The 25,794-nt window shown below is 71.5% G+C and carries 12 protein-coding genes; 9 read left to right on the forward strand and 3 right to left on the reverse strand.

Features of this window, described 5'->3' with window-relative positions:
- Positions 1-20 precede the first annotated feature (20 nt).
- The gene (locus AC07DI_RS10130) at positions 21-968 is read right to left on the reverse strand and encodes a methionyl-tRNA formyltransferase (protein WP_384257330.1); all 948 of its coding nucleotides are present in this window, start codon (positions 966-968) and stop codon (positions 21-23) included.
- A 292-nt stretch (positions 969-1,260) separates the two neighbouring features.
- Here AC07DI_RS10130 and AC07DI_RS10135 point away from each other — a divergent pair, with 292 nt between their 5' ends.
- The 8 genes from AC07DI_RS10135 (at position 1,261) to AC07DI_RS10170 (ending at position 21,613) form a co-directional block, all read left to right on the forward strand.
- On the forward strand, positions 1,261-2,616 hold the full coding sequence (locus AC07DI_RS10135) for a lysine N(6)-hydroxylase/L-ornithine N(5)-oxygenase family protein (RefSeq protein WP_384257328.1): 1,356 nt from the start codon (positions 1,261-1,263) through the stop codon (positions 2,614-2,616).
- A 72-nt stretch (positions 2,617-2,688) separates the two neighbouring features.
- Positions 2,689-3,747 (forward strand): FecCD family ABC transporter permease, encoded by a 1,059-nt coding sequence (locus tag AC07DI_RS10140; protein WP_478903549.1) that lies wholly within the window; start codon positions 2,689-2,691, stop codon positions 3,745-3,747.
- The gene (locus tag AC07DI_RS10145) at positions 3,744-4,814 is read left to right on the forward strand and encodes a FecCD family ABC transporter permease (RefSeq protein ID WP_384257323.1); all 1,071 of its coding nucleotides are present in this window, start codon (positions 3,744-3,746) and stop codon (positions 4,812-4,814) included. Before AC07DI_RS10140 ends, AC07DI_RS10145 begins: the two co-directional genes overlap by 4 nt.
- Positions 4,815-4,890: 76 nt before the next feature.
- Positions 4,891-5,730 (forward strand): ABC transporter ATP-binding protein, encoded by an 840-nt coding sequence (locus AC07DI_RS10150; RefSeq protein ID WP_478903551.1) that lies wholly within the window; start codon positions 4,891-4,893, stop codon positions 5,728-5,730.
- Positions 5,731-5,889: 159 nt separating this feature from the next.
- The gene (locus AC07DI_RS10155) at positions 5,890-6,939 is read left to right on the forward strand and encodes an iron-siderophore ABC transporter substrate-binding protein (RefSeq protein WP_478903553.1); all 1,050 of its coding nucleotides are present in this window, start codon (positions 5,890-5,892) and stop codon (positions 6,937-6,939) included.
- A gap of 76 nt (positions 6,940-7,015) precedes the next feature.
- Positions 7,016-8,818 (forward strand): ABC transporter ATP-binding protein, encoded by a 1,803-nt coding sequence (locus AC07DI_RS10160; protein WP_478903555.1) that lies wholly within the window; start codon positions 7,016-7,018, stop codon positions 8,816-8,818.
- Between the two features lie 56 nt (positions 8,819-8,874).
- Complete coding sequence (locus AC07DI_RS10165) at positions 8,875-19,827, forward strand: non-ribosomal peptide synthetase (RefSeq protein ID WP_478903557.1); 10,953 nt, start codon at positions 8,875-8,877, stop codon at positions 19,825-19,827.
- Between the two features lie 160 nt (positions 19,828-19,987).
- Positions 19,988-21,613 (forward strand): ABC transporter ATP-binding protein, encoded by a 1,626-nt coding sequence (locus tag AC07DI_RS10170; protein ID WP_478903970.1) that lies wholly within the window; start codon positions 19,988-19,990, stop codon positions 21,611-21,613.
- 15 nt (positions 21,614-21,628) lie between these two features.
- Here AC07DI_RS10170 and AC07DI_RS10175 read toward each other — a convergent pair whose 3' ends face one another.
- Positions 21,629-22,882, reverse strand: coding sequence for an alpha/beta hydrolase-fold protein (locus tag AC07DI_RS10175; protein ID WP_478903559.1), 1,254 nt, complete (start codon positions 22,880-22,882; stop codon positions 21,629-21,631).
- Positions 22,883-23,042: 160 nt separating this feature from the next.
- Here AC07DI_RS10175 and AC07DI_RS10180 point away from each other — a divergent pair, with 160 nt between their 5' ends.
- On the forward strand, positions 23,043-23,255 hold the full coding sequence (locus tag AC07DI_RS10180) for an MbtH family protein (RefSeq protein ID WP_384257309.1): 213 nt from the start codon (positions 23,043-23,045) through the stop codon (positions 23,253-23,255).
- 61 nt (positions 23,256-23,316) lie between these two features.
- Here AC07DI_RS10180 and helR read toward each other — a convergent pair whose 3' ends face one another.
- Positions 23,317-25,500 (reverse strand): RNA polymerase recycling motor ATPase HelR, encoded by a 2,184-nt coding sequence (gene helR / locus AC07DI_RS10185; RefSeq protein WP_478903561.1) that lies wholly within the window; start codon positions 25,498-25,500, stop codon positions 23,317-23,319.
- Positions 25,501-25,794 lie beyond the last annotated feature (294 nt).

Consider the following 25,794-nt stretch of genomic DNA (forward strand, 5'->3'; position numbering starts at 1 on the left):
GGTGTGACAGGGGCGGCTGGTCAGGGGCGGCTGGTCAGGTAGCCGCCCATGGAGGTGAAGTACTCCGTCGCGGGCAACTCCCGGCCGTCCTCGGTGCGTACGCGGGTGATGGCCAGGCCGTGGTTGCGGCCGGTGCGGGCGTCGGCGCCGGCGACGATCACCACGCCGTCGCCCTCGCGGTAGAAGATGCGGCCGGGCGTACCGCCGTAACGGCCCTCGGACACGACCGCGGTGACGACCTCGAGGCGCTTGCCCTTGTGGAAGCAGAAGGCGCTGGGGTACGGCGCGGACTGGGCGCGGACCAGGCGTTCGAGGTCCTGGGCCGGCCAGGTCCAGTCGATGCGGATGTCTTCCACGGAGCGCTTGTGGAAGAAGCTCGCCTGCGAGCGGTCCTGCTTCGTGAACTCCGTCTGCCCGCCGGCGATGAGGTCGAGCGCTCCGATGGTGACCGGGGCGATGAGGTCGACGGTCTTGTGGAAGAGGTCGGTGGCGGTGTCCGTCGGACCGACGGCGACCGCCTCCTGCCGGACGATGTCACCAGCGTCGAGCTCGCCGTCCATCATGTGCGCGGTGACGCCCACTTCGGACTCGCCGTTGATCATCGCCCAGATGATCGGGGAGAAGCCGGCGTACTTCGGCAGCAGTGAGTCGTGGACGTTCAGCGTGCCGTGGCGCGGCAGGTCGAAGATGCGCGGCGGAATCCACGTACGCCAGTTGTTGGCCACGATGATGTCCGCGTCGGCCTCCTTGAGGCGCTCGAACAGCTCCTCGTCGTCGGGGCGGTTGCGGATCAGGACCGGGACGCCGTGCTCCTCGGCGAGGTCGGCGACGGAGTCGCTCCAGATCTTTTCGTACGCGTGCTCGCTCTTGGGGTGGGTCACGACCATCACCACGTCGTGCTCGGAGTCCAGGAGGGCTTGCAGGGTGCGGTGCCCCCAGGTCTGGTAACCGAACATGACGACCCGCATGGGGTTCCTCCTCAGAGCAGGGAATGGCCGAACGGCAAGTAAAGCAAGCCTTACCTTATTAGGCAATGCGGCCACTTGACGCCCCAGTTGAAAGGCTCGCCGTCCCCGGCGGCCAGGGGGATCTCCTGGGTGATCTTCGTCCGGGAACGTCCCGCTGTCCGATTCGTGTGGTCGACAGCGGCACCGGTTTAGCTTAGGCTCACCTAAGTTCGGGTGGGTTGCTGTGTCGACGTGCCCACTTCTGTACTTTCCCCACGCCTGACAGGCGGCTTCCCCGCACGATGGGAGTGACATGTCACAGGTTCTTCCTGGCGACGCACCACTGGTCCACGACCTCATTGGCATCGGCTTCGGCCCGTCCAATGTGGCCATGGCGATCGCGCTCAGCGAGCACAACGCAAGCGTCGGCAGGGAGGAGACGGTCACCGCTCACTTCTTCGAGCAGCAGCCGCGCTTCGGCTGGCACCGCGGCATGCTGATCGACGACGCGACCATGCAGGTGTCCTTCCTCAAGGACCTCGTGACGCAGCGGAACCCCACCAGTGAGTTCAGCTTCCTCTGCTATCTGAAGAGCAAGGGCCGCCTCACCGACTTCATCAACCACAAGAACCTCTTCCCGCTGCGGGTGGAGTTCCACGACTACCTGGAGTGGGCCGCGGCCAAGGTCGACGACCAGGTCTCCTACGGCCATGAGGTCGTCGGCGTCACGCCGTACGTCCGCGACGGCGTCGTGGAGTACCTGGACGTGACGGTCCGTTCGCCGGAGGGCCTCGCGGTCCACCGGGCCCGCAACCTCGTCGTCGGCACCGGTCTGCGCCCCCTCATGCCCGAGGGCGTGGAGCGCGGCGACCGGGTGTGGCACAACTCCGACCTGCTGGCGAAGGTCGACGGCCTCGAGGGCACGTCGCCCTCCCGGTTCGTCGTCGTGGGCGCCGGGCAGAGCGCCGCCGAGAACGTCGCCTACCTGCACCGCCGCTTCCCCGAGGCCGAGATCTGCGCGGTCTTCTCCCGCTACGGCTACAGCCCCGCCGACGACAGCAGCTTCGCCAACCGGATCTTCGACCCCGAGGCGGTCGACGAGTACTTCGACGCTCCCGAGGGCGTCAAGCAGCGACTGATGGGCTACCACGGCAACACCAACTACTCCGTCGTCGACATCGACTTGATCGACGACCTGTACAGCGAGATGTACCGGGAGAAGGTCCTCGGCACCGAGCGGCTGCGCTTCCTCAACATCTCCCGGCTCACCGGCGTCAAGGAGACGGCCGACGGCGTCAGGGCCACCGTGAAGTCCTTGGTCACGGAGGAGGAGACGGCGCTGGACGCCGACGTCGTGGTGTTCGCCACCGGCTACAGCCCCGCCGACCCCATCGGCATCCTCGGCGAGGTCGCCGACCGCTGCCTGCGCGACGACGAGGGCCGTGTCCGCGTCGAGCGCGACTACCGCATCGCGACCGACCCCGACCTGCGCTGCGGCATATACCTGCAAGGCGGCACGGAGCACACGCACGGCATCACGTCGTCGCTGCTCTCCAACATCGCCATCCGCGTCGGCGAGATCCTCGACTCGCTGCGCGCCCGCAACGCCGAGTCCGCGTCCGCCGGCGCCCGCCCGGTGGCGGACGAGACCGGCAGCGCCGCCCGCTAGCCGACCTACGCGGACCGGCCTCCCCCCACCGGCCGTGCGTCCCGGTCCGATCAAAGGGATAACGTACGTCGAATGAGCACGACTGCAGTTGAGCGCCCCGTGTCGAGGGGCACAACAAAGGCCCGCCGACGGAGGGTTGTCGGTCTGGGTGTGCTTGCCGCGGCCCTGGTGATCGCGGGCGCGGTCTCCCTCGCCGTCGGGGCGCGCTCGCTGAGCCCCGCCGAGGTGTGGCACGGGCTGTTCGCGGCGCCGGAGTCCGACCAGCGGCTGACCGAGATCCGGCTCATCGTGCAGACGGTCCGCCTGCCCAGGACGGTGCTCGCGGTGGTCGCGGGCATCGCCCTGGGCGTCGGCGGGGCGCTGATCCAGGGGTACACGCGCAACCCGGTCGCGGACACCGGCCTGTTGGGGGTGAACGCGGGCGCGTCGTTCGCCGTGGTCTCGGTCATCGCCGTGTTCGGGCTCTCCGACCCGTTCCAGTACGTCTGGTTCGCCTTCCTCGGCGCGGCGGTCGCCGGTGTCGTGGTGTTCGGCCTCGCGAGCATCGGGCGCGGGGCGGGCAATCCGCTGACGCTCGCGCTCGCCGGGCAGGGGATCACCGTCTTCCTCGCCGCGATGACCACGGCGGTCTCGCTCTCCGACCAGAAGTCGCTGAACGCGCTCCGGTTCTGGAACGCGGGCTCCGTGGCCGGTGTCGGCTTCGGCGTCATCTGGCCGGTGACCCTCTTCATCGGGGCCGGGCTGCTCCTCGCGCTGACCCGGCTGCCCGCCCTCAACCTGCTCAACCTGGGCGAGGACGTGGCGCGCGGGCTCGGGGTGAACATCGCGCTGAACCGGACCATCGGCATCCTCGCGATCACTCTCCTCGCGGGCGCGGCGACGGCGGCGTGCGGCCCCATCGCCTTCCTCGGACTCATGGTGGCCCACGTGGCGAGATACCTGACAGGCCCCGACTACCGCTGGCTCGTGCCGTACGCGGGGCTGCTCGGCGGCGTCGTCCTGCTGGTCGCCGACATCGTGGGGCGCCTGGTGGTGCGGCCCGGCGAGCTGGAGGCGGGTGTGGTCGTGGCGCTGCTCGGGGCCCCGTTCTTCGCCGTTCTGGTGTGGCGGGGAAAGTTCAAGAACGCATGAGCGCGACGGACGCGACAGACGTGAAGGCCTCGGTGACGCCGGGCGTGCGGTTCGGCCCCGTGTCGTTCGTGTGGCGGCCCTGGCTCGTCCTCGTCACGCTGCTCCTCGCGGCGGCGACCTTCCTGGTCTTCTGCCTCTCCATCAGCATCGGCGACTTCCCCATCGGCATGTCCCGGGTGATGGCCACGCTCGTCGGCCACGGCGAGCGGGTCGACGAGTTCATCATCATGGACCTGCGGATGCCGCGGGCCCTGGCCGGGCTCGTCGTGGGGATCGCGCTGGGGGTGTCGGGGGCGATCACGCAGTCGATCGCGCGGAACCCGCTGGCCAGCCCGGACATCCTGGGCATCACCGGGGGAGCGAGCGCGGTCGCCGTGTTCCTGGTGACGGTGACGGGCGGCACCGCGGCGGCGATCGCCGACTCCGTGGGGCTCTCCGCCGCGGCGCTCGCGGGCGGACTCGGAACGGGCCTCCTCGTGTACTTCCTGGCCTGGCGACGCGGCGTCGACGGCTTCCGCCTCATTCTCATCGGCATCTCCGTGAGCGCCGTGATGGAGGCGATCACGACCTGGCTGCTGGTCTCGGCCGACATCAGGGACGTGGCCAGGGCCCAGGCGTGGCTGGTCGGTTCGCTGGAGAACCGGTCGTGGAACGAGGTCTGGCCGGCGCTCTGGGGCTCGCTCGCCCTGCTCGTCGTCGTGGCCGCCGTCTCCTTCCAGTTCAAGCCGCTGCACCTCGGTGACGACGTCGCCGCGGGCCTCGGCGTCCGGTACTCGCGCGTGCGGGCGGTCCTGCTCCTCTGCGCGGTGCTGCTGGCCGCGGTGGCGGTGAGCGCGTCGGGTCCCGTCCCGTTCGTCGCCCTGGTGGCGCCGCAGGTGGCGATGCGTCTGACCAGGCATCCGACGCCGCCGATCGCGGCCTCCGGGCTGTTCGGGGCGCTGCTCCTCATCGGCTCGGACCTCGTCGCGCGCGCGGCGCTGCCGACCAGCCTCCCGGTCGGCGTGGTCACCGCCGCGATCGGCGGGCCCTTCCTCGTCTACCTGTTGGTGCGGGCGAACCTCAAGTAGCCGGCGCGGCCCGGATGACCGGTCCAGTGCGAATAGCTGGTACAAAGGTGAGGCAAACCTAATATTAGGGGGGCTTGTGGTCACTCAGTTCATCACCGAGATCGAGTCCGGGGTCGAGGACGCCGTACGGCTCGCCGCCAGGGGCGTCTCCGTCGGCTACGGCGGCCGTACGGTCATCGACGACCTCGACGTGGCCATTCCGCCCGGGGTGATCACGACGATCATCGGTCCCAACGGCTGCGGCAAATCGACCCTGTTGCGCACCCTGACGCGGCTGCTCAAGCCGGCCAAGGGTTCGGTCGTGCTGGACGGCGAGGACATCGACAAGCTCAAGACCCGGGACGTCGCGAAGAAGCTCGGGCTGCTGCCGCAGGCGCCGGTCGCGCCGGAGGGGCTCACGGTGGCCGACCTGGTCGCCAGGGGGCGCCACCCGCACCAGAGTTGGCTGCGGCAGTGGTCTTCGGACGACGCCGGTGTGGTGGAGCGCGCGCTGGCCATGACCGGGGTCTCCGACCTGGCCGACCGCGCCGTCGACTCGCTGTCCGGCGGGCAGCGCCAGCGGGTCTGGATCTCCATGACCCTGGCCCAGGGCACCGACCTGCTGCTCCTCGACGAGCCGACCACCTACCTCGACCTGGCGCACGCGATCGACGTGCTCGACCTGGTGGACGATCTGCACGAGTCGGGGAACACCGTCGTCATGGTGTTGCACGACCTCAATCTGGCCACGCGCTACAGCGACAACCTCATCGTGATGAAGGCGGGTTCGATCCTCGCGCAGGGTCATCCGCGGGACGTGATCACGGCGGATCTGCTGTACGAGGCGTTCGGGCTGCGGGCCAAGGTGGTCGACGATCCGGTGGGCGACCGTCCGTTGATCGTGCCGATCGGCCGTACGCACGTACAACTCGGTTGACCGGCAACGCGGCTGACCCGCCGGAGTGGGCACCCCGGAGCGATGCATCAGTAAGGCTAGGCTAACCTCACCTCTACAGGTTAAGGTTTGGCTGCCCTGAATCAGGGGCGCAGCGGACAGCGCGAAAGCGCAGAACAGCGCGAAGGCAAGGGAATCCGGATGCTCCTCCATCGAACGACGCTCACGAAGCCCTGGCGGCGCCTCGCGACGGCAGCGACCGCCGCGGCCCTCGGCGTCGGCCTCCTCACGGGATGTGGTTCCGGCTCGGAGGACAAGGCGGGCGACGACACGCAGGCGGCCGCCGGCGGCACGTTCCCGGTCACCGTGGAGCACGCGTTCGGATCCACCAAGGTCGAGAAGGCCCCCAAGCGGGTCGTCACCGTCGGCTACACCGACGACCAGGCCGTCCTGGCGCTCGGCACCAAGCCGGTCGGCATGGTCGACCAGTACCCCAATCCCTCGGGCAAGTCCCCCGACATCAACACCCAGTGGCCCTGGGTGAAGGACAAGTGGGGCGACACCAAGCCCGAGGTCGTCATGAAGAACGGCGACTCCGGCCCCAACTACGAGAAGATCGCCGCCCTGCGCCCGGATCTGATCATCGCGGTCTACTCGGAGATCGACAAGGCGGGCTACGACAAGCTCTCCCAGATCGCCCCGACGGTGGGTCGCACCAAGGGCGAGAAGGAGCTGTTCAGCGCCCCGTGGCAGGACAACACGGTGCACATCGCCAAGGCGCTGGGCAAGGAGGACGAGGGTAAGAAGCTCGTCAAGGGCATTGAGGGCAAGCTCGCCGCGGCCAAGAAGGCGCACCCGAAGTTCGCGGACCAGACCTCCGTCGCGCTCTCCTGGTACAAGGACTCCATCAACCCGTTCACCTCCAAGGACGTGCGCGGACGGCTCCTCACGGGCATCGGCTACAAGTACCAGACGAAGATCGACAAGATCGCGGGCGGCAAGTTCTCCACGGAACTCAGCCCCGAGCGCACGGACCTGGTCGACGTGGACCGCATCGTCGTCATCAACGACAAGGCCGACACGGAGTCGTTGAAGAAGTTCGAGCTGTTCAAGAATCTGAAGGCCGTGAAGAAGGGCCACGTCTCCTACCTGCTCGACAGCGAGGGCCCGGCGGTCGGCGCGGCGATGTCCCAGGGCACCGCGCTCTCCCTTCCGTACGCGATCGACGAGCTCGTCAAGTCGGTCGAATAGAGATGCCGCTCAACCCGTCCCGTCACCCAGGGATGCCGCTCGACCCGTCCCGTCCCCGCTTCGACTTGGCCTACGTGTGAGCACCACCGAGACCCGCACCACCGAAACCCCCGCCGCCCCGGCGACTCTGCGCACGGCGACGGGACGTGAGGCCACCCGGTGGGTCTCGTCGCACTGCCGCGAAGTGCCCTGGCTGACGAGTGCCACCGTGCTCACCACGGTGGCGGGGGCGGCGCTCCAGGTGCTGCCCGTGCTCCTGCTCGGCCGGGTGGTCGACGGGGTGGTCGAGGGCGACTCGCGCTCGGTGCTCACCACGATCGGGGTGCTCATGGGGGTCGCCGCGCTGCTCGGCGCGGCGGCCACCGCGCTGTCGACCTATCTGATCGGCCGCCTCGGCGCGGATCTGCTCGCGCGGCTGCGGGAAGGCGCCGTACGGGCGGTGCTCGGGATGCCGAGCGCGCGGATCGAACAGGTCGGCCGGGGGGACGTGCTCTCCCGGGTCGGCGACGACGTGGCCGTGCTGTCCAAGGGCATCCGGACAGCCATCCCCACGGTGTTCTCGGCGGGTGTGCTGGTCTTCATCGCCACGGTCGGCATGTTCGGCCTCGACTGGCGGCTGGGCCTTGCGGGCGCCGGCGCGCTGCCCGCGTACGCGCTGGCCCTGCGCTGGTACCTCCCGAGGTCCGCGCCGCTCTACCGCAAGCAGCGGGTGGCCCAGGCCGACCGCGCGCAGGCGCTGATCAGCGGCCTCGACGGGATCGACACGGTCCGGGCGTACCGCCTGGAGGACGGTGTCCGCGAGAAGGTCACCCAGGAGTCGTGGCGGGTGCGAGACCTCGGTGTCGAGGTGTTCCGGTTCTTCGGCCGCTTCGTGGGCCGGGAGAACCGCGCCGAGTTCATCGGGCTCGTCCTGATCCTCGTCGTGGGATATGCGCTGTTGGAGGCCGACGCGGCCAGTCTGGGCGAGGTGTCGGCGGCCCCGCTGATGTTCCACCGGCTGTTCACCCCGCTCGGCGCCATCATGTTCACCTTCGACGAGGCGCAGAAGTCGGGCGCGAGCCTGACCCGTCTCGTCGGGGTGCTCGGGGAGTCCGCGCAGGAACGTCTCGTGGGCGACGCCTCGGTGGAGGCGGCGGGCGCCGGGCCGCACCCGGTGACGGTGGAAGGGCTGACGTTCACCTATCCGGGTGCCGATGAACCGGTGCTCAGGGACGTCGATCTGACGATTCCGGCCGGTGGTTCGCTCGCCCTGGTGGGTGCGACGGGCGCGGGCAAGTCCACGCTGGCCGCGCTGATCGCGGGCATCGGGACCCCGCAGGCCGGGACGGTGCGCGTCGGGGCGCAGGACCTCGGTGAGCTGGACGAGGCGGGCGCGCGCGCCGTGGTGAGCATCCTGACGCAGGAGACGCATGTGTTCTCCGGGTCGCTCGCCGATGACCTGCGGCTCGCCGCGCCGCGGGCGAGCGACGCCGAACTGATGGACGCGCTGCGCACGGTCGGCGCCCACGCCTGGGTCGAGGCGCTGCCCGAGGGGCTGAACACCATGGTCGGCGAGGGCGGCGAACGCCTCGACGTCACCAAGATCGCCCATATCGCCCTGGCCCGGCTCGTGTTGGGCCGGGCACCGGTGGTGGTGCTCGACGAGTCGACGGCGGAGGCGGGCAGCGAGGGCGCGGCCGAGCTGGAGCGCGCGGTGCTCGCCGCGTGCGCGGGCCGGACCACGCTCTTCGTGGCGCACCGCCTCACGCAGGCGATGGCGGCGGACCGGATCGCCGTGCTGGACGCGGGGCGGGTGGTGGAGCAGGGCACCCACGACGAGCTGGTGGCTCTGGGCGGCAGGTACGCGCGTCTGTGGCAGGCCTGGCGAGAGGGTAGTTAGGCAAGCCTTATTTAGGCTAGCCTAACTGCGTTGACCTGGAAGGGACGCTGTCTTCGATGATGGAACCGAGCGCTCGCCTCGTACTGCTTTCACCCACCCGCCTGGCCGGGGTACGCCGAAGGACCGGCGACCACTGCGACCGGACCGTCGCCGACGCGTGCGCCATCGCTCTGGAGTACTGGGCGACGGGCCGAAGCCCCGAAGGCATCGAGCTCACCCCCGCCACCCTCTTCGCCGACGTCCTCGGCTGGGTGGACAACGGCGGGACCGGCCCCGGCAGTCGGGATGCGGGAGCGGACGGCTGGAGCATCGCCGTCCCCGAGGGCGTCGCGCGGGCCGACGCCCAGCTGGCCCTCGACGACCTGGCCGACTTCCCTGACCGGCCGCTCGGCACCATCAGCCCTACCGGCGCCGCGGAACGGCTCAAGACCCTGGCCGAGTGGAACGCCACCGACGCCGACCGGGTCCGACCCACCATCGTCGAGATGTTCCGCGAACAGGCGCGGACGAGGCCGGACGCCGTCGCGATCGTCGACGAGCACCGGTCCCTGACCTACCGTGAGGCGGCCGAGCGCTCCGCCCAGCTGGCCCACCACCTCATCGGACGCGGGCTCACCGCCGAACAGGTCGTCGGCATCTCGCTCGGCCGCTCCGCCGACATGGTGATCGGCCTGCTCGGCGTCCTCCAGGCGGGCTGCGCCTTCGTGCCGCTCGACCCCCAGTGGCCCGCCGCGCGCCGCGCCGTCGTCATCGAGGACGCCCGCGCCGTCGTGCAGCTCAACGCCACCGGCGAACACGCCCCCGACGAACCGGAAGCCGTCGCCGTCGACCTCGGCGACTGGCGGTTCGGCGCCTGCCCCACCGAGGCCCCCGAGCTGGCCGTCCCCGGTGACGCCCTCGCGTACGTGATCTTCACGTCCGGCTCGACCGGGCGGCCCAAGGGCGCGATGATCCGGCACGAGGCGATCAGCGAGCGCCTGCTCTGGCAGTCCTGCGAGATCCTGGGCTTCGGCCACGACGACGCCTCCCTCTTCAAGGCGCCGCTGTCCTTCGACATCTCCATCAACGAGATCTTCCTGCCACTGGTCCGCGGCGGCCGCCTCGTGGTCCTGCGGCCCGGCGGCGAACGCGACCCGCACCACCTGCTCGGCGTGATCGCCGAACAGCGCGTCACCTTCACGTATCTCGTCTCGTCCATGCTGGACGTCCTCCTGGAGATGGCGGGCGACTCCGGGCGCCTGGACAGCCTGCGGCACGTCTGGTGCGGCGGCGAGGTGCTGACTCCCGAGCTCTACGAGCGGTTCCGCACCCGGCTCGGCATCCCGCTGTACCACGGCTACGGACCCGCCGAGACGACGATCGGCGTCTCGCACGTCATCTACCGGGGCGCCGCCGAACGCCTGTCGACATCGATCGGCAAGGCCAACCCCAACACCCAGCTGTACGTCCTCGACGACGAGCTGCGCCCGGTCCCGGTCGGGGTCGGCGGCGAACTGTACGCGGGCGGCTTCCTGCTGGGCCGCGGCTACGTCAACGCGCCCGGCCTGACGGCCTCCCGCTTCGTGGCCAACCCCTTCGCCTCGGACGGCTCCCGGCTCTACCGGACCGGTGACCTCGCCCGGTTCGCCCCGGACGGCTCCCTGGACTTCCTCGGCCGCGCCGACAACCAGATCAAGATCCGCGGCATGCGCCTGGAGATCGAGGACGTCGAGGTCGGCCTCGCCGAGCACCCCGGGGTCCGGTACACCTGCGTCGTCGCGAAGAAGAACACGGCGGGCGGCACCTACCTGGTGGGATACGTCATCCCGGCCGCCGGCCACGCGGACCTGCGGGCCGACGACGTCAAGGCGTGGGCGGCCGAGCACATGGTCGAGTACATGGTGCCCACCCACATCGTCGTGATGACGGAGTTCCCGCTCACCGCCAACGGCAAGCTCGACCGCAAGGCCCTGCCCGAGCCCACCACGGGCACCGGCGCCGTCGCCCCGCCCACCACCGAGAACGAGCGGGTGGTCTGCGCGGCCGTCGCCGCGGTGCTTCAGCTCGACGAAGTCGGCGTCGACCAGGACTTCTTCCAGCTCGGCGGCGACAGCATCCTGACGATCTCGCTGCTGAGCGCGTTGCGCGACGCGGGCCTCTACGTCACGGCGCGCCAGATCTTCACCCACACCGTCGTGGGAGCGCTGGCCGCGGTGGCGAGCCGCGAGGACGTCTCCGCCGTGGACCACGCCGACACCGCGACCGGACCCGTCGCCGGGTCGCCCATCGTGCAGTGGCTCGGTGAGACCACGGACGCGATCGACGGCTTCGTACAGTCCGTGGTCCTCAACACCCCCGCGGAGCTGACCCCCGACGCGCTGGACGAGGTCCTCGCCGCCGTGCTCGGGCACCACGACATGCTGCGCGCCAGGCTGGTGCGCGGCGACCGCTGGAGCTTCGACATCCCGGAGGCGGCACAGGACGCCCCGGTGTGGCAGGAGAGCGACCTGCCGCTCGACGCGTGCGTCGCCCTCGCCACCGCCGGCCTCGATCCGGACGCCGGCGTCATGCTGCGGGCCGTCTGGCGGCGCGAGGCACGCCAACTGGTCGTCGTCGCCCACCATGTGGTGGTCGACGGGGTCTCCTGGCGGGTCCTGATGGAGGATCTGGCCACGGCCTGGCGCCAGGTCGCCTCGGGCGCACCGGTCGAACTCCCCCCGGTCGGCACGTCGTTCCGCCGCTGGACCCAGCTCCTCGGGCAGGCGGACTTCACGGCCGACCGCGACTACTTCCGGCGCCCCCTGCCCGCGACGGACCGTCCGGTGGGCCGGCGCGCGCTGTCCGCGGCCGACACCGTCGCGCGGGAGCGGCTGCGGACCGTGTCGGTAGGCCCCGAGGTCACCGCCGCGCTGCTCGGCGAGATACCCGCGAAGTTCCACGCCGGGGTCAACGACGTCCTGCTGACCGCGCTCGCCGTCTCCCTCGCCCGGTGGCGCCGCGACCTCGGCCAGGACCAGACGTTCGCCCACATCGAGCTGGAGGGCCACGGACGCGAAGGACGGTTCGTGGCGGGCACCGCGGGCTTCGAACCCGAACTGTCGCGCACCGTCGGCTGGTTCACCACGCTGTTCCCGGTGACCGTCGACCCCGGCACCGCGCCCGACCTCACGGCCCCCGACTACCTCGCCGCCGCGCTCAAGGCGGTCAAGGAAGACCTCGCCCGGGTGCCGAGCAACGGCGTCTCCTACGGCGCCCTGCGCTACCTGACCGACACCGCGTTCGACGCCCCCGCACCGCAGGTGCTCTTCAACTACCTGGGCCGCTTCGACGCGGGAGCCTCCGGCGACTGGCAACTCGCGGGCGCCACCGGCCAGTTGGGTGAGAAGCGCGACCCGGACATGCGCCTGCCGCGCGCCCTGGAGTTCAACGCGATCGCCGAACCCGCCGCGAACGGCCACGAGTACGAGCTGGTCACCACCATCTCCTGGCCCGACGGAGTCTTCACCGACCAGGACGTCGACACCCTCGGCGGCTACTTCCGTACGGCCCTCGCCGGCCTCGCCGCGCTCGACGGGGGCGGCCACTCGCCCAGCGACTTCCCGCTGGTCCAGCTCGCGCAGAGGGACGTCGACGACCTCGAAGGCCCCGCGCTGCGCGACATCCTGCCGCTGACCCCGCTGCAGGAAGGCCTCTACTTCCACTCCGTCTTCGACGACGACTCGGCGGGCGCGTACGTCGAGCAGCAGCTCCTCACCCTTCAGGCGCCGGACGGCGAGGTGGACGCCGACCGCCTCGCGGCCGCGGCCACCCGCCTCCTCACGCTCTACCCGAACCTGGCCGCGCGCTTCACGGCCCTCGCCGACGGCCGGGTGGTCTCCGTCCTGCAGAGCGGCGTCGAGGCGCCGTTCACCACGCTGGACCGCCCCGGCATCACCGACGCCGAGATACGCGAACTCGCCGAGCGGGACCGCCGCGCCGGGTTCGACCTGGCGACCGGGCCGCTGATGCGGTACACGCTCATCCGCGCGGGCGGCGGCCGCGATGTCCTGGTGCAGACCGTGCACCACATCATCGCCGACGGCTGGTCGGTGCCGCCGATGCTGCGCGCGCTGCTCACCGAGTACCACGCGCCGGGCACCGTGTACCCGCTCGGCGGCTTCACCGACTACGTGGGCTGGCTCGCCGGACGCGACGACGACGAGAGCGACCGGGTGTGGCGCGAGGAGCTCGCCGGGCTGCCCGGTCCCTCGCTCGTCGCCGAGGGGCACACGCCTTCCGACCGGTTCGCGGACACCGCCGTGGCGCCCGGCGACGACATCGACGCGGCCGTCCGCACGGCCGGTGTGCCGCTGAGCGCGGCCGTGCACAGCGCCTGGGCGGTGACGCTGGGCACTCTCCTGCACGGCAGCGACGTCGTCTTCGGCTCCACCGTCTCCGGGCGCGACGCCGATGTGCCCGGCATCGGGGACATGGTCGGCCTCTTCATCAACACCATTCCCGTGCGCGCCCGTTGGACGGGTACGACCACGGCGCGCGACCTGCTCGCCTCGGTGCGGGAGCACCAGAGCGCCGTCCTGCCGCACCAGCACGTCTCGCTGGCGCGGATCGGCCGCCAGGCGGGCGCGGGACCGCTGTTCGACACCCTCGTGGTGTTCGACGTCGCGACCGACGTCGACAGCCTGCGGACCCCCGACGCCGAACTCGTCATCACCGACATCGTGAATGAGGGCGCCCCGCACTACCCGCTGACCCTCGTGGTGGAGCGGACGCCCGACGGCCGCCCGCGCTTCAACCTCATCTACGACGGTGAACTGCTCCGCGAGGAGAGCGCCCAGACCGTCCTGCGGACCTTCGGCCACGCCCTCACCGGCCTGCTCACCCGGCCCGACGCACCGGTCGACGCCCTGGTCGAAGGCCTGGCACCCGCCGGTGGCCGGCTGCCCGCCCGCGTCGAGAAGACGACCCTGGCCGGCCTGTTCGACGCCGCCGCGCACCGGAATCCGACGGCCACAGCCGTCACCCAGTGCGCCCTTGACGGCGGCACCAGGTCCCTCACGTACGGCGAACTGGCCGCCGCGAAGGACGAGTTGGCCCGCACGCTGCGCGCGGCCGGGGTAGGCCCCGGCAAGCGGGTCGCCGTCGCCGTCCCGCGCTCCGTCGAGCAGGTCGTCGCCCTGGTCGCGATCGTCACGGCGGGCGGCGCCTACGTACCGCTGGACCTGGCGTACCCGGACGAGCGCCTGGAGTACGTCATCGCCGACGCCGCTCCGGAGGTCGTCCTCGTCGACCGCGAGCAGCGGGACCGCTTCACCGGCCTCATCGACCGGGCAGGACTGCCGGCTCGTGTCCTGGTCCAGGGGGAGGAGCCGCCGGCGGACACCGACGGGAACCCGGCCGCAGGCGCCGACTGGCACGACCCCGCGTACGTGATCTACACGTCCGGCTCGACCGGCCGCCCCAAGGGCGTCGTCGTGCCGCACTCCAGCGTGGTGACGCTGCTCGCCAACACCCGGGCGGACATGGGCTTCGGGCCCGACGACGTGTGGGTCCAGTTCCACTCCTTCTCCTTCGACTTCGCGGTCTGGGAGCTGTGGGGCGCGCTGGCGCACGGCGGTGAGCTGCTGGTGCCGGAGTACGGTCTGACCCGCTCGCCGGTCGACTTCCACCGGCTCGTCCGCGAGCGCGGGGTGACCGTGCTCAACCAGACGCCGTCGGCGTTCTACCAGTTCATCGAGGCCGACCGGCATGCCGGTGAACCGGCCCGCGCGCTGCGGAAGATCATCTTCGGTGGTGAGGCGCTGGACCTCGGGCGCTTGCGCGGCTGGGTCGAGCGGCACGGCACGGCGTCGCCCGAGCTGGTCAACATGTACGGCATCACCGAGACCACCGTGCACGTCACGCACCGGGTGCTCAGCGACGCGGATTTCGGCCCCGGCGACGACGTCAGCCCGATCGGCGGCCCGCTGCCCGGCCTGGTCACCTACCTGCTCGACGACCGGCTCCGGCCGGTGCCGCCGGGCCGGGTGGGCGCCATCTACGTCGCGGGTGACCAGGTGGCGCTCGGCTACCTCGGCAGGCCGGGCCTGACCGCGGGCCGGTTCGTGGCGAACCCGTTCGCGGACGACGGCTCCCGGATGTACCACACGGGCGACCTGGCCCGCCGCACGCTCGACGGCGAGCTGGAGTTCGCGGGCCGCGCCGACGACCAGGTGCAGCTCAAGGGGTTCCGCATCGAGCTCGGCGAGGTGGAGTCGGCGGTCCGTGGACTCGACGGGGTGGTCGACGCGGCCGTCACCGTCGCGGACACCGGCGACCATCTGATCGCGCACGTCGTGGGCCGGGTCCCCGGCGACCTCGCGGCACTGCTGTCGACGAAGCTCCCGGCACACATGGTGCCGAGCCGGGTCCTGCCGGTCGACGCCCTGCCGCTCACCGTCAACGGCAAGCTGGACCGCAAGGCGCTCGCGGAGCGGGCGGCCACGCCGGAGGCCTGCGCGACCAGCCACGAAGCGCCCGCAGGCGAAGCCGGGTTTGCGCTCACCCAGCTGATCGGCATCTTCACGGAGACGCTGCCCGGCGCCGCCGTGGACGCCGACACCGACTTCTTCACCGCCGGTGGCGACAGCATCGTCGCCATCACCGTCATCAACCGGGCCAGGGCGCTCGGCCTGCCGATCGCGCCCCGGGACGTGTTCCTGCTCCGTACGCCGCGCGCGCTCGCCGAGCACCTGGCAGCGAGTACGCCGCAGGCCGCCGCGCCCGCACCGGCCCGCAGCGCGGACGGCCCGCTGCCGCCGACGCCGATCATGCTGCGCCAGCGCGAACTCGGCGGCTCACTGGACCGGTTCGCCCAGGCCAGGACGGTGCCGGTCCCCGAGGGAGTCGGCTTCGCCGACATCGGGCGCGCCGCGAACGCCGTCGTGGCCGCGCACCCGGCGCTGCGGCTGCGGCTGCGCGTCGAGCACGGCGTGTGGGCACTCGGCACCGAACCCGCCCGCGAGGTCGCCGTCGTCCGCACGGACGCGGCGGACGCCACCGCGGCGGCGAACGAGGCCGCCGGACGGCTCGACCCCGAATCCGGGGACGTCATCGCGTTCTCCTGGCTCGACGCGAGCCGCACCCTGGTCGTCACCGTGCACCACCTCGCCGTCGACGCGGTGTCCTGGCTGGTCATCCTCGACGACCTCACCACCGCGCTCGGCGGCGCCGGGCTCGCGCCGCCGACGACGTCCTACGCGGAGTACGCCGAGGCACTGACGCTCCGGTCCACCGAGGCGAGCGACTCCCTCGGGCACTGGATCGACACGCTCGGGGCGCCTGGACTCCTCTCGTCCGTGGGGGCTCTGCGCGAGAGCACCGTCGTACTGCCGCCCGACGTGAGCGACCGCGTGACCCGCACCGCGCCCGCCGCGCTCGGCGTCGGCCTCACCGAGCTGCTCTGCGGCGCGCTGCGCACCGCGCTGACCCGCGTCCAGCCGTCGCCCACCGACCTCGCGGTCGAGCTGGAGCGGCACGGCCGGGTCCCGGCGCTCGAACACCACGACTACACGCGCACGGTGGGCTGGTTCACCTCCATCGCGCCCGTGCGCCTCACCGCGCACACCGACCCCGTCGCCGCCGCGCGCGAGGTCGCCGCACGCCAGCCGGACGAGGACGGGCACACCGCGTACGGCAGGCTCCGCTACCTCAACCCGCAGACCGCGCCCCTGCTGACCGCCCGCCCGCAGGTCCTGTTCAACTACCTCGGCCGGGGCCGCGAATCGCAGGCGCCGCAGATCACCGGCGGCGAGCAGCCCAGCCCGTACGCCGTCGAGGTCAACGCGTGGACCGACGACGCCACCGGCAGCCTGCACGCCGCCTTCACCCTCGCCGAGGGCGTCCCCGACGACATCACCGAGCACTGGACGCGCGCACTGGAGCGTGTCGCGGACGCGTCCGCGACCGCCGAGCGCACGGCGCCCGTCACCCCGCTCCAGCGCGGCCTGTACTTCCAGGCCCAGCTGGCCGGTTCGGCCGGGCACTACGTCGCCCAGAGCTGGTTCGCCTTCGACCGGCGTCTTGACACCGACGCGCTGGCCGAGGCGATGGCGCACGTCATCGCGCGCCACCCGGCCGTCGGCGCGGGCTTCACCACCGACGACGACGGCAACCCGGTCCAGGTCCTCAAGGCGGGCCGCCGCGTCGACGTCCGTACCGTCGAACTGACCGATGAAGCCGAGGTCGAGGCGCTGCGCACCCGCGACCGCGACACCGGCTTCGACCCGGCCGAACCGCCGCTGATCCGGCTGACCGTGGTCCGCCTGCCCGACGGCCGCGACGGCCTGCTGCTCAGCTACCACCTGCTGCTGTGGGACGGCTGGTCACGCGAGATCGTGCTGCGGGACCTGTTCGACGCCTACGAGGCCGTCCTCGCGGGCGAGCCCCTCGACGCGGCCCCGGCCACGCCGGGCTTCGAGGAGTACGCCCGGACGCTCGCCGCCAAGGACCCTGCCGTATCCGAACGGTTCTGGGCGGAGCACCTGGCCGGGCTGCCGGGCCCGACCCTGCTCGCCGGGCCGGCGCCGGTCCTCTCCCAGGAGCTGCCGCCCGCCCTCGTGCACACCCTCACCGCCGACCAGTCGGAGGCGCTGCGCGACGCGGCCAAGGCGCACGGCGTCACGCTCAACTCCGTGCTCACCGGCGCGTTCGGGCTGCTGCTCGGCGCGCACACCGGGCGCAGTGACGCGGTGTTCGGCGTGACCGTCTCCGGGCGTGACGGCGAGGGCCTGTCCGACATCGTCGGCGTGCTGCTCAACACCGTGCCCATGTGGACGCGGGCCAGGCCCGACGACACGGTCGGCGGCTACCTGTCGGCCGTGCAGGCGTCCCGGGTCGAGGCGATGGAGCACGAGCACCTCGGGCTCGGCGAGATCCAGCGGGCCAGCGGCCACGACACCCTCTTCGACAACCTCTTCGTCCTCCAGAACTTCCTGGACATGGACGCGTTCGCCGAGATGAACGCCCGCCACGGCATCACCTCGGTGAAGGCCGACGACTCCACGCACTACCCGTACACCTGGGTCGTCACGCCCGGCGACCGGCTCACGGTCAAGCTGGAGCACCGCCACGGCGACACCGGCGAGGCCCGCCGTCTCCTCGACGACTACGTACGGGTCCTCGACGACCTGGCCCGCGCGACCGGCCCCCTCGGCACGCTGCCGGGCCTCGGCCGGGAGCCCGCGCCCGCCGAACGCACCGACGTCGGCACGGACACCGTCGTCGACCGGTTCGACCGGGCGGCCGACCGCGACCCGGACCGGATCGCCCTCGTCGCGCACGGCGCGACCATGACCTTCGCCGGCCTGCGGGACCGCAGCCGCGCGGTGGCGGGCGTGCTCGCCGCGCGCGGCATCGGCCCCGAGACCACCGTGGGCCTCGCGATTCCGCGCTCGCTCGACTCCATCGTGGCGCTCTTCGCCGTACTGCGCGTCGGCGCCGCCTACGTACCGCTGGAACTGGACCACCCCGACGAGCGGATCGCGGCGATCGTCGCGGACGCCCGCCCCGCCGTGATCCTCACCGTGAGCACGGTCTCGCCCCGGCTCACCGGCGGCCCGGCCGACTCCGGCGAGCTGATCGAACTGGACCGCCCGCTGCCCGCGGCCGAGCCGTACACGACGTTCGCGCCGGACGACCCGGACCGCCTGCGCCACCCCGCGTACACGATCTACACCTCGGGTTCGACGGGGCGGCCCAAGGGCGTGGTGACCGAGTACGCCGGGCTCACCAACATGCTGATCAACCATCAGCGCCGGATCTTCGAGCCCGTCCTCGCGGACCACGGCCACCGCACCTTTCGCATCGCCCACACCGTGTCGTTCGCGTTCGACATGTCGTGGGAGGAGCTGCTGTGGCTCGCCGACGGCCATGAGGTGCACATCTGCGACGAGGAGCTGCGCCGCGACGCGCCCGGCCTGGTCGCGTACTGCGCCGAACACGCCATCGACGTCATCAACGTGACCCCGACGTACGCCCAGCAGCTGGTGGCCGAGGGCCTGCTCGACCAGCCGGAACGGCGGCCCGCGCTCGTCCTGCTCGGCGGCGAGGCCGTCACCCCGGCGCTCTGGCAGCGGCTCGCCGAGACCGAGGGCACGGTCGGCTACAACCTCTACGGACCCACCGAATACACCATCAACACCCTCGGCGTCGGCACCTTCGAATGCCAGGATCCGGTGGTGGGCGTCGCCATCGACAACACCGAGGTCTACGTCCTCGACCCCTGGCTGCGGCCCCTGCCGGACGGTGTTCCGGGCGAGCTGTACGTGGCGGGCATCGGCATCGCCCGCGGCTACCTCGGGCAGCCGGGACAGAGCGCGCACCGATTCGTCGCCTGCCCGTTCGGCGCGCCCGGCGAGCGCATGTACCGCACCGGTGACCTCGTCGTGCGCAGGCCCGACGGGAACCTGACGTACCTGGGCCGCACCGACCAGCAGGTCAAGATCCGCGGCCACCGGGTCGAATTGGGTGAGGTCGAGGCCGCGTTCGCGGCGCACCCGGCGGTGCGGTTCACCGCGGCGGTCGCCCAGCCCGACCCGCAGGTCGACGGCGCCTACCGCCTCGCCGCCTACCTGGTGCTCGACGGCGCCGACCTGGCCGCCGTCGCCGCAGAAGTGGGCGCCGGGCTTCCGGACTTCCTGCGTCCGACGCACTACGCCGAGGTCGACAGCATCCCGCTGACCGTGAACGGCAAGGCCGACACCAAGGCCCTGCCGGAGGCCAAGCCGCTCGGCGCGCTGACCACGGCGGGGGAGCGCGGCCCTGAGACCGAGACGGAGAGCGTGGTCTGCGAGTTCTTCGCGGAAGCCCTGGACCTCGACGACGACGAGGTGAGCGCGGTGAGCGATTTCGTGTCCCTCGGCGGACACTCCATGCTGGCGGTGCGCCTCATCGGGCTGCTCCGCCGGGAGTACGGCCCCGTGGTCACCATCCGTGACCTGTTCACCCTCCGAACCCCGGAAGCGATTGCCCGCCACCTCGATGACAACTCCTGACACGACACCCGAGACAACTCCCGAGACAACTCCCGAGGCGACTCCCGAGGCGACTCCCGAGGGGACTTCCGCCACCCCGCCGCACGGGGCTCCTGACCCGCAGGAGCCCCGCCGAGGGGCCGACATCCTCAAGGCCGCGCTGCGCCGCAATGTCGGCGCCATGGCCCTGGGCACCCTGCTCATGGGCCTGTACCAGGCGGGCGAGACGGCCTTCCCCATCGCGCTCGGCCTGATCGTCGAGCACACGATGAAGGACGACCGGACCCTCGGCGCGCTCGGCCTGTCGATCGGCGCGCTCGCCGTGATCATCACGACCGTCTCGCTGTCGTGGCGGTTCGGCATGCGCGTCCTGCAGAAGGCCAACACGACGGAGGCGCACCGCTGGCGGGTGCGGGTCGCGGCCTGCGGGCTCCAGCCGGTGGCCAGGAAGGTCGACCTGAAATCCGGCGAGGTGCTGACCATCGCCACGGAGGACGCCGACCAGACCGCGGACATCATCGAGGTGGTGCCGCTCCTCATCAGCTCACTGGTCGCGGTGGTGGTCGCGGCGGTCGCCCTCGGCATGGCCGACCTCCGGCTCGGCCTCCTCGTGATCGTCGGAACGGTCGCGATCCTGTCGGTCCTCAGCGTCATGTCCAAGCGGATCGGCTCAAGCACCCGCGAACAGCAGGCCCGGGTGGCGCGGGCCGGCGCGAAGGTCGCCGACCTGATCACCGGCCTGCGCCCGCTGCACGGATTCGGCGGCAACCACGCGGCGTTCCGCTCCTACCGGACGGTCAGTGCGGAGGCGAAGCACCAGTCGGTCACCGTCGCCAAGGTGAACGGCGTCTACGCGGGCACGGCCCAGGCCCTCAACGCGGTCCTCGCGGCCGCGGTGACCCTGACGGCGGGCTGGCTGGCCTTCGAGGGCCGGATCACCATCGGTGAGCTCGTCATGGCCGTGGGCCTCGCGCAGTTCATCATGGAGCCGCTCAAGATGTTCTCCGAGATGCCCAAGTACGTGATGATCGCGCGGGCATCGGCCGAGCGGATGGCGCTGGTCCTCTCGGCGCCGCCGGTCACGAATCCGGGCCCGGGCCGCCCCGCAGCGGGCGGCGACCTGGTGGTCGACGGCGTCCGGTACGGCTCTCTGCAGGACCTCACCTTCACGGTGGAGGCCGGCGAGTTCGTGGCGATCGCCGGTTACCAGCCGCGCCCGGTGGCCGATCTCGCGTCGGTCCTGGCCGCGCAGGTGCCGCCCGAGGCGTACGAGGGAGTGGTGCGGCTCAGCGGCCAGGATCTGGCCGACCTGTCGGTCGAGGCGGTCCGCGAGCACATGCTGGTGAACCCCTACGACGGGGAGATCTTCGCAGGCACCCTGCGCACCAACATCGACCCGTCGGGCACCAGCCGCTCGCTCCCCGAGGCGGTCGAGGCGTCCATGCTGACCGATGTCGTGGCCCTGCACCGCGAAGGACTCGACTACCCCGTCCGTGACCGGGGCGCCAACCTCTCCGGAGGCCAGCGCCAACGCCTCTCCCTGGCCCGCGCGCTGGCCGCCGACACGGACATCCTCGTCCTGCACAACCCGACGACGGCCGTCGACGCGGTCACCGAACAACTCATCGCCCGCAACGTGGCCAAACTCCGCCGGGGCCGCACCACGGTAGTACTCACCACCAGCCCCGCCCTCCTGGACGCCGCGGACCGAGTCCTGGTCCTGAACGACGGCAGGATCACCACAGAAGACACCCACCGGAATCTCCTCGCCCATGACGAGGCCTATTGCTTGGCGGTGGCGCGCTGAGGTGAGGCCAACGCGCTAACGCAGAACCCACGCCACATCCCTCAGCAGCCCCTCCCGCCACCCAGCCCGATCATGCCCAGCCGCCGCACGAGAAACCCGCACGACCGCTCCCGCCCCCTCAATCAACCCCTCGACCGCCTCGCAATGCGGCAGCATCGCCCCCTCGTGCTCCCCGACATCGAACGCGATCCGCAGCCCGGACAGGTCGGGCGCCCCGGCTAGACCGGACGTGCCGGACGTGCCGGACGTGCCGGTCGTGCCGGTCGTGCCGGTCGTGCCGGACAGGTCGGACATGTCGGACGTGCCGGGCAGGTCGGCAGACCACCGCTCCCGAAGACGCGCCGCCACCGCCCCCCCGACCGCCCCGCCCATCGGGTCCGTCGAGCCCACCGCATCCCGCGACCACCAGAACGACGGCGACTGGCAGGCGACGCGGGACACCAGCTCCGGGAACTCCAGCGCCGCGTACACCGCGCTCAGCCCACCGAGGCTCTGCCCCGCGACCACCAGCCGGTCGAGATCGGCAGGCACACCGCACTCCGCGACCAACGGCAGCAACTCATCGCGGACCGCCTCCCACAGCGCACGCTCGCACGTGAACTCGGCCTCCCGGTCCTTGGCCGGGAGGAAGACGAGCGTGACCGCAGGCATCTCACCGGCGGCGAACGCCGCGTCGAACGCGTCCATGGCCGGGTGCAGATACAGCCAGTCGTCCCCGTCGAGCAGCAGCACCACCGGCCCGCCCCCGCCCACCGGATGCACCCGCACCGTGCGCCGCCCGCCGAGCCGCTCACTGGCCCAGCGGATCCGCGTACGCGGAAGAGGCAGGATGTCATCCGCGCCGACGAGCGGCCAGTGCGGCTGGGCCGGCGCGTCCGGCGTGGCGGCGATGGACCGGTCGCCGCCCGCGCCCACGGGGTTGAGCGGATCGGCGTACGCCGCGTCGTCCACGAGGAACTGGTAGGTCACCCGCAACCGCGCGGGCATGCGCACCTCGGCGTACCAGCAGTCCGTGTCGCCCCACCGGCGCAACGGCACCGGCGGGGACCAGCTCTCGAAGCCGACGCTCACCGACGACCCGTCACCCGCCGCCTCGCCGCGTCGGCGCCACAGGAAAAGGGTGACCCAGCCGTCACCGCCGCCATCAGCACGTACCGACACCGGCACCGACACCGGCCCCCGGACCACCCCCGCCCAGAACGCTTCGGTGCCGGGCTCGCCGGACAGGCCGTACCCGGCGAAGGCGCCCGAGGCGTTCTCCGTGTGCATGAACGTCTCCTTGTGAGAGGGAAGGGGGACAGGCTAAGCTCCCAATAATTAGGGGAGCCTAACCTAATCAAGGCTTCCCCTTCCATCCCGTACCGCCGTCTGAACAGGCCCTGTTCCGGCCCGCGTTCAGCGCTCGTCGCGCCGCAGGAGGCACTGACCCATGAGCACCAACCCCTTCGACGACCCCGAAGGCCGTTTCGTGGTCCTGGTGAACGACGAGGGGCAGCACTCGCTCTGGCCGTCCTTCGCCGAGGTCCCCGGAGGGTGGACGATCGCCTTCGCCGAGAACACCCGGGACGCCTGCCTGGAGTACGTCGAGACCAACTGGACCGACCTGCGCCCCCGGTCCCTCGCGGAGTCCATGGACAGCTGACCGTCCGCGTACCCGGGACCGTCCGCGTACCCGGGACCGCTCACCACCCCGTACGCAATCATCAGCGGCTCGTGAGAATGACGAGCCGCTGAGTCGCCCGGGTCATCGCGACATAGCGGTCGACCGCTCCCTCGATGCCCTCGCCGAACGCCTCCGGGTCGACGAGGACGACCAGGTCGAATTCCATCCCCTTGGCCAGCTCCGGCGTCAGCGACCGGACCCGGGACGTAGCCCGGAACATCGGATCGCCGATGACGCAGGCCACCCCCTCGGCGTGCTCGTCGAGCCAGCCCCCGACGACCGAGTCCAGCTCCGCCACCGTCCCGTGGACGACGGGGATGCCGCTGCTGCGGATCGACGTCGGCACGTTGGCGTCCGGCAGCGCGGCCCGGATCACCGGCTCCGCCTCCGCCATCACCTCTTCCGGCGTACGGTAGTTGATGCTCAGGGATGCCAGCTCGACCCGGTCCAGCCCGGCCCGCCGCAGGCGTTCCTCCCACGATTCGGCGAACCCGTGCCGCGCCTGGGCGCGGTCCCCGACGATGGTGAAGCTCCGCGACGGGCAGCGCAGCAGCAGCATCTGCCACTCCGCGTCGGTCAGTTCCTGCGCCTCGTCCACGACGATGTGCGCGAACGGCCCCGCGAGCCGGTCCGGATCGGCGGTGGGCAGGGCGCTCTCGTCGATCAGGCTGTCCTGGAGGTCCTTCCCGCGCAGCATCCGCACCGCGCCCTCGCTGTCGTCACCCGCCGAGTTGAAGTCGGCGGCCGAGATGATGTCGTCGATCACGAGAGCCATGCGCTCGCGCTCGGCGGTGACCGCGGCGGCCCGGCGGCGCTCCAGCCGCGCCGCCTCCGGGTCGCCGAGCCGCTGCCGCGCCGCGTCGAGGAGCGGCAGGTCGGACACGGTCCAGGCCTGCGGTGCCTCCTTGCGCTGCAACTTCGCCACGTCGTCGCGGTCCAGCCAGGGTGCGCACATCCGCAGATACGCGGGGACCGTCCACAGGTCCGAGACCAGGTCGGCGGCCTCGATGAGCGGCCAGGCCCGGTTGAGGGTGGTGACCAGTTCCCGGTCCTGGCGCAGCGACCGCAGGTAGGCGTCCGCCGAGACGCCGTCCTCCTCCTCGTCCATGCCCTGCTTGTCCATCAGGATCGTCGCCAGCTCCTCCCAGATCTGCTCGCGCGCCTCGTTGTGCGGGGTGCCAGGACCCGGCGCCCGGAAGGCCTCGGCCCAGTCGTCGGCGCTCACCCGGACCTCGGACCAGGCCGTCGTGACCGACAGGGCGTCGGTGGGCGGCTCCTCGTAGAACCTGACGGCCTTCTCGATCGCCCCCACCATCCGCGCCGACGACTTCAGCCGGGCCACGTCCGGGTCGGCCTCGGTGGCCGCCTCTGCGCCCTCGGTGACGAGGTCCCGCAGCGTGCAGGTCTGCACACCCTCCTCGCCGAGGCTGGGCAGGACGTCGGCGACGTAACCGAGGTAGGGCTCGTGCGGCCCGACGAAGAGCACGCCGCCGCGACGGTGGCCGAGGCGCGGGTCGGAGTAGAGGAGGTAGGCGGAACGGTGCAGGGCGACGACGGTCTTGCCCGTGCCCGGGCCGCCGTCGACGACGAGCGCGCCGCGCGAGCCCGCGCGGATGATGGCGTCCTGGTCGGCCTGGATGGTGCCGAGCACGTCGCGCATCCGGGCCGACCGGTTGCCGCCGAGGCTGGCGATGAAGGCGGACTGGTCGTCCAGCGCGGCGTGGTGTTCGAGGCCCTCGGCGGTGAACACCTCGTCCCAGTAGTCGCTGATCCGACCGCCGCCCCAGCGGTATCTGCGGCGGCTCACAAGTCCCATCGGGTTGGCGTGGGTCGCCGCGAAGAACGGTTCGGCGGCGGGTGAGCGCCAGTCGACGAGGAGCCGGCGGCCCTCGCTGTCGGTGAGGCCGAGCCGTCCGATGTACAAGGGCTCGGTGTCGTCCGCGGCGACCACGCGCCCCAGACACAGGTCGAGGCCGAAGCGGCGCAGTGCGCGCAGGCGGCCGCTCAGCCGGTGGATCTCCGAGTCCCGGTCCATCGCCTCCCGGCCGATGCCACCCGGCGCCTTGCGCAAGTCGTCGAGACGGCCGGAGAGTTCGGCGATGGTCTGGTCGAGGCTCTCCGCGATGGCCGCGAAGTGCCGGTCGTCCGCGGCGATCAGCGCCGGGTCGGCCTTGTGCGAGAGGTTGTCGGCAAGGTGGAAAGCGCTGGTGGCCAAGGGGTTCACGTCATCATCTCCGATCCGAGGCCAGCGATTGTGCGCCAGGACCGGGGCCTTGCCGCAAGCCCCCCGGTGCGCTATAAGTTGAGAGTGGCAAGAGGTGAGTACTTCCCTCTTGCCTTTCTTGTTGCCGCGTGATGAGTGCGTGGCGTTTTCCTCGCCCTTCCCAAAACGAGCAGCGTCGGGGCGCTTCGCTGCCCATGGGCCGACCCCGGCTGGACGTCTCTATTTAGGTAAGGCTAGCCTTACTTTGCTTGGTCGTCGGGAAGTGACGCGGCGACGTGACGAGCCGTCCTTCGA

It is taken from the genome of Streptomyces sp. NPDC044106 (assembly GCF_056433985.1).

What these genes read in the sequence shown, in the direction of transcription:
- AC07DI_RS10180 (WP_384257309.1), top strand. Translation starts at nt 23,043, where the DNA reads ATGAGCACCAACCCCTTCGACGACCCCGAAGGCCGTTTCGTGGTCCTG.
- AC07DI_RS10155 (WP_478903553.1), top strand. Translation starts at nt 5,890, where the DNA reads ATGCTCCTCCATCGAACGACGCTCACGAAGCCCTGGCGGCGCCTCGCG.
- AC07DI_RS10170 (WP_478903970.1), top strand. Translation starts at nt 19,988, where the DNA reads ATGGCCCTGGGCACCCTGCTCATGGGCCTGTACCAGGCGGGCGAGACG.
- AC07DI_RS10135 (WP_384257328.1), top strand. Translation starts at nt 1,261, where the DNA reads ATGTCACAGGTTCTTCCTGGCGACGCACCACTGGTCCACGACCTCATT.
- AC07DI_RS10175 (WP_478903559.1), bottom strand. Translation starts at nt 22,882, where the DNA reads ATGCACACGGAGAACGCCTCGGGCGCCTTCGCCGGGTACGGCCTGTCC.
- AC07DI_RS10130 (WP_384257330.1), bottom strand. Translation starts at nt 968, where the DNA reads ATGCGGGTCGTCATGTTCGGTTACCAGACCTGGGGGCACCGCACCCTG.
- AC07DI_RS10140 (WP_478903549.1), top strand. Translation starts at nt 2,689, where the DNA reads ATGAGCACGACTGCAGTTGAGCGCCCCGTGTCGAGGGGCACAACAAAG.
- AC07DI_RS10145 (WP_384257323.1), top strand. Translation starts at nt 3,744, where the DNA reads ATGAGCGCGACGGACGCGACAGACGTGAAGGCCTCGGTGACGCCGGGC.
- AC07DI_RS10165 (WP_478903557.1), top strand. Translation starts at nt 8,875, where the DNA reads ATGATGGAACCGAGCGCTCGCCTCGTACTGCTTTCACCCACCCGCCTG.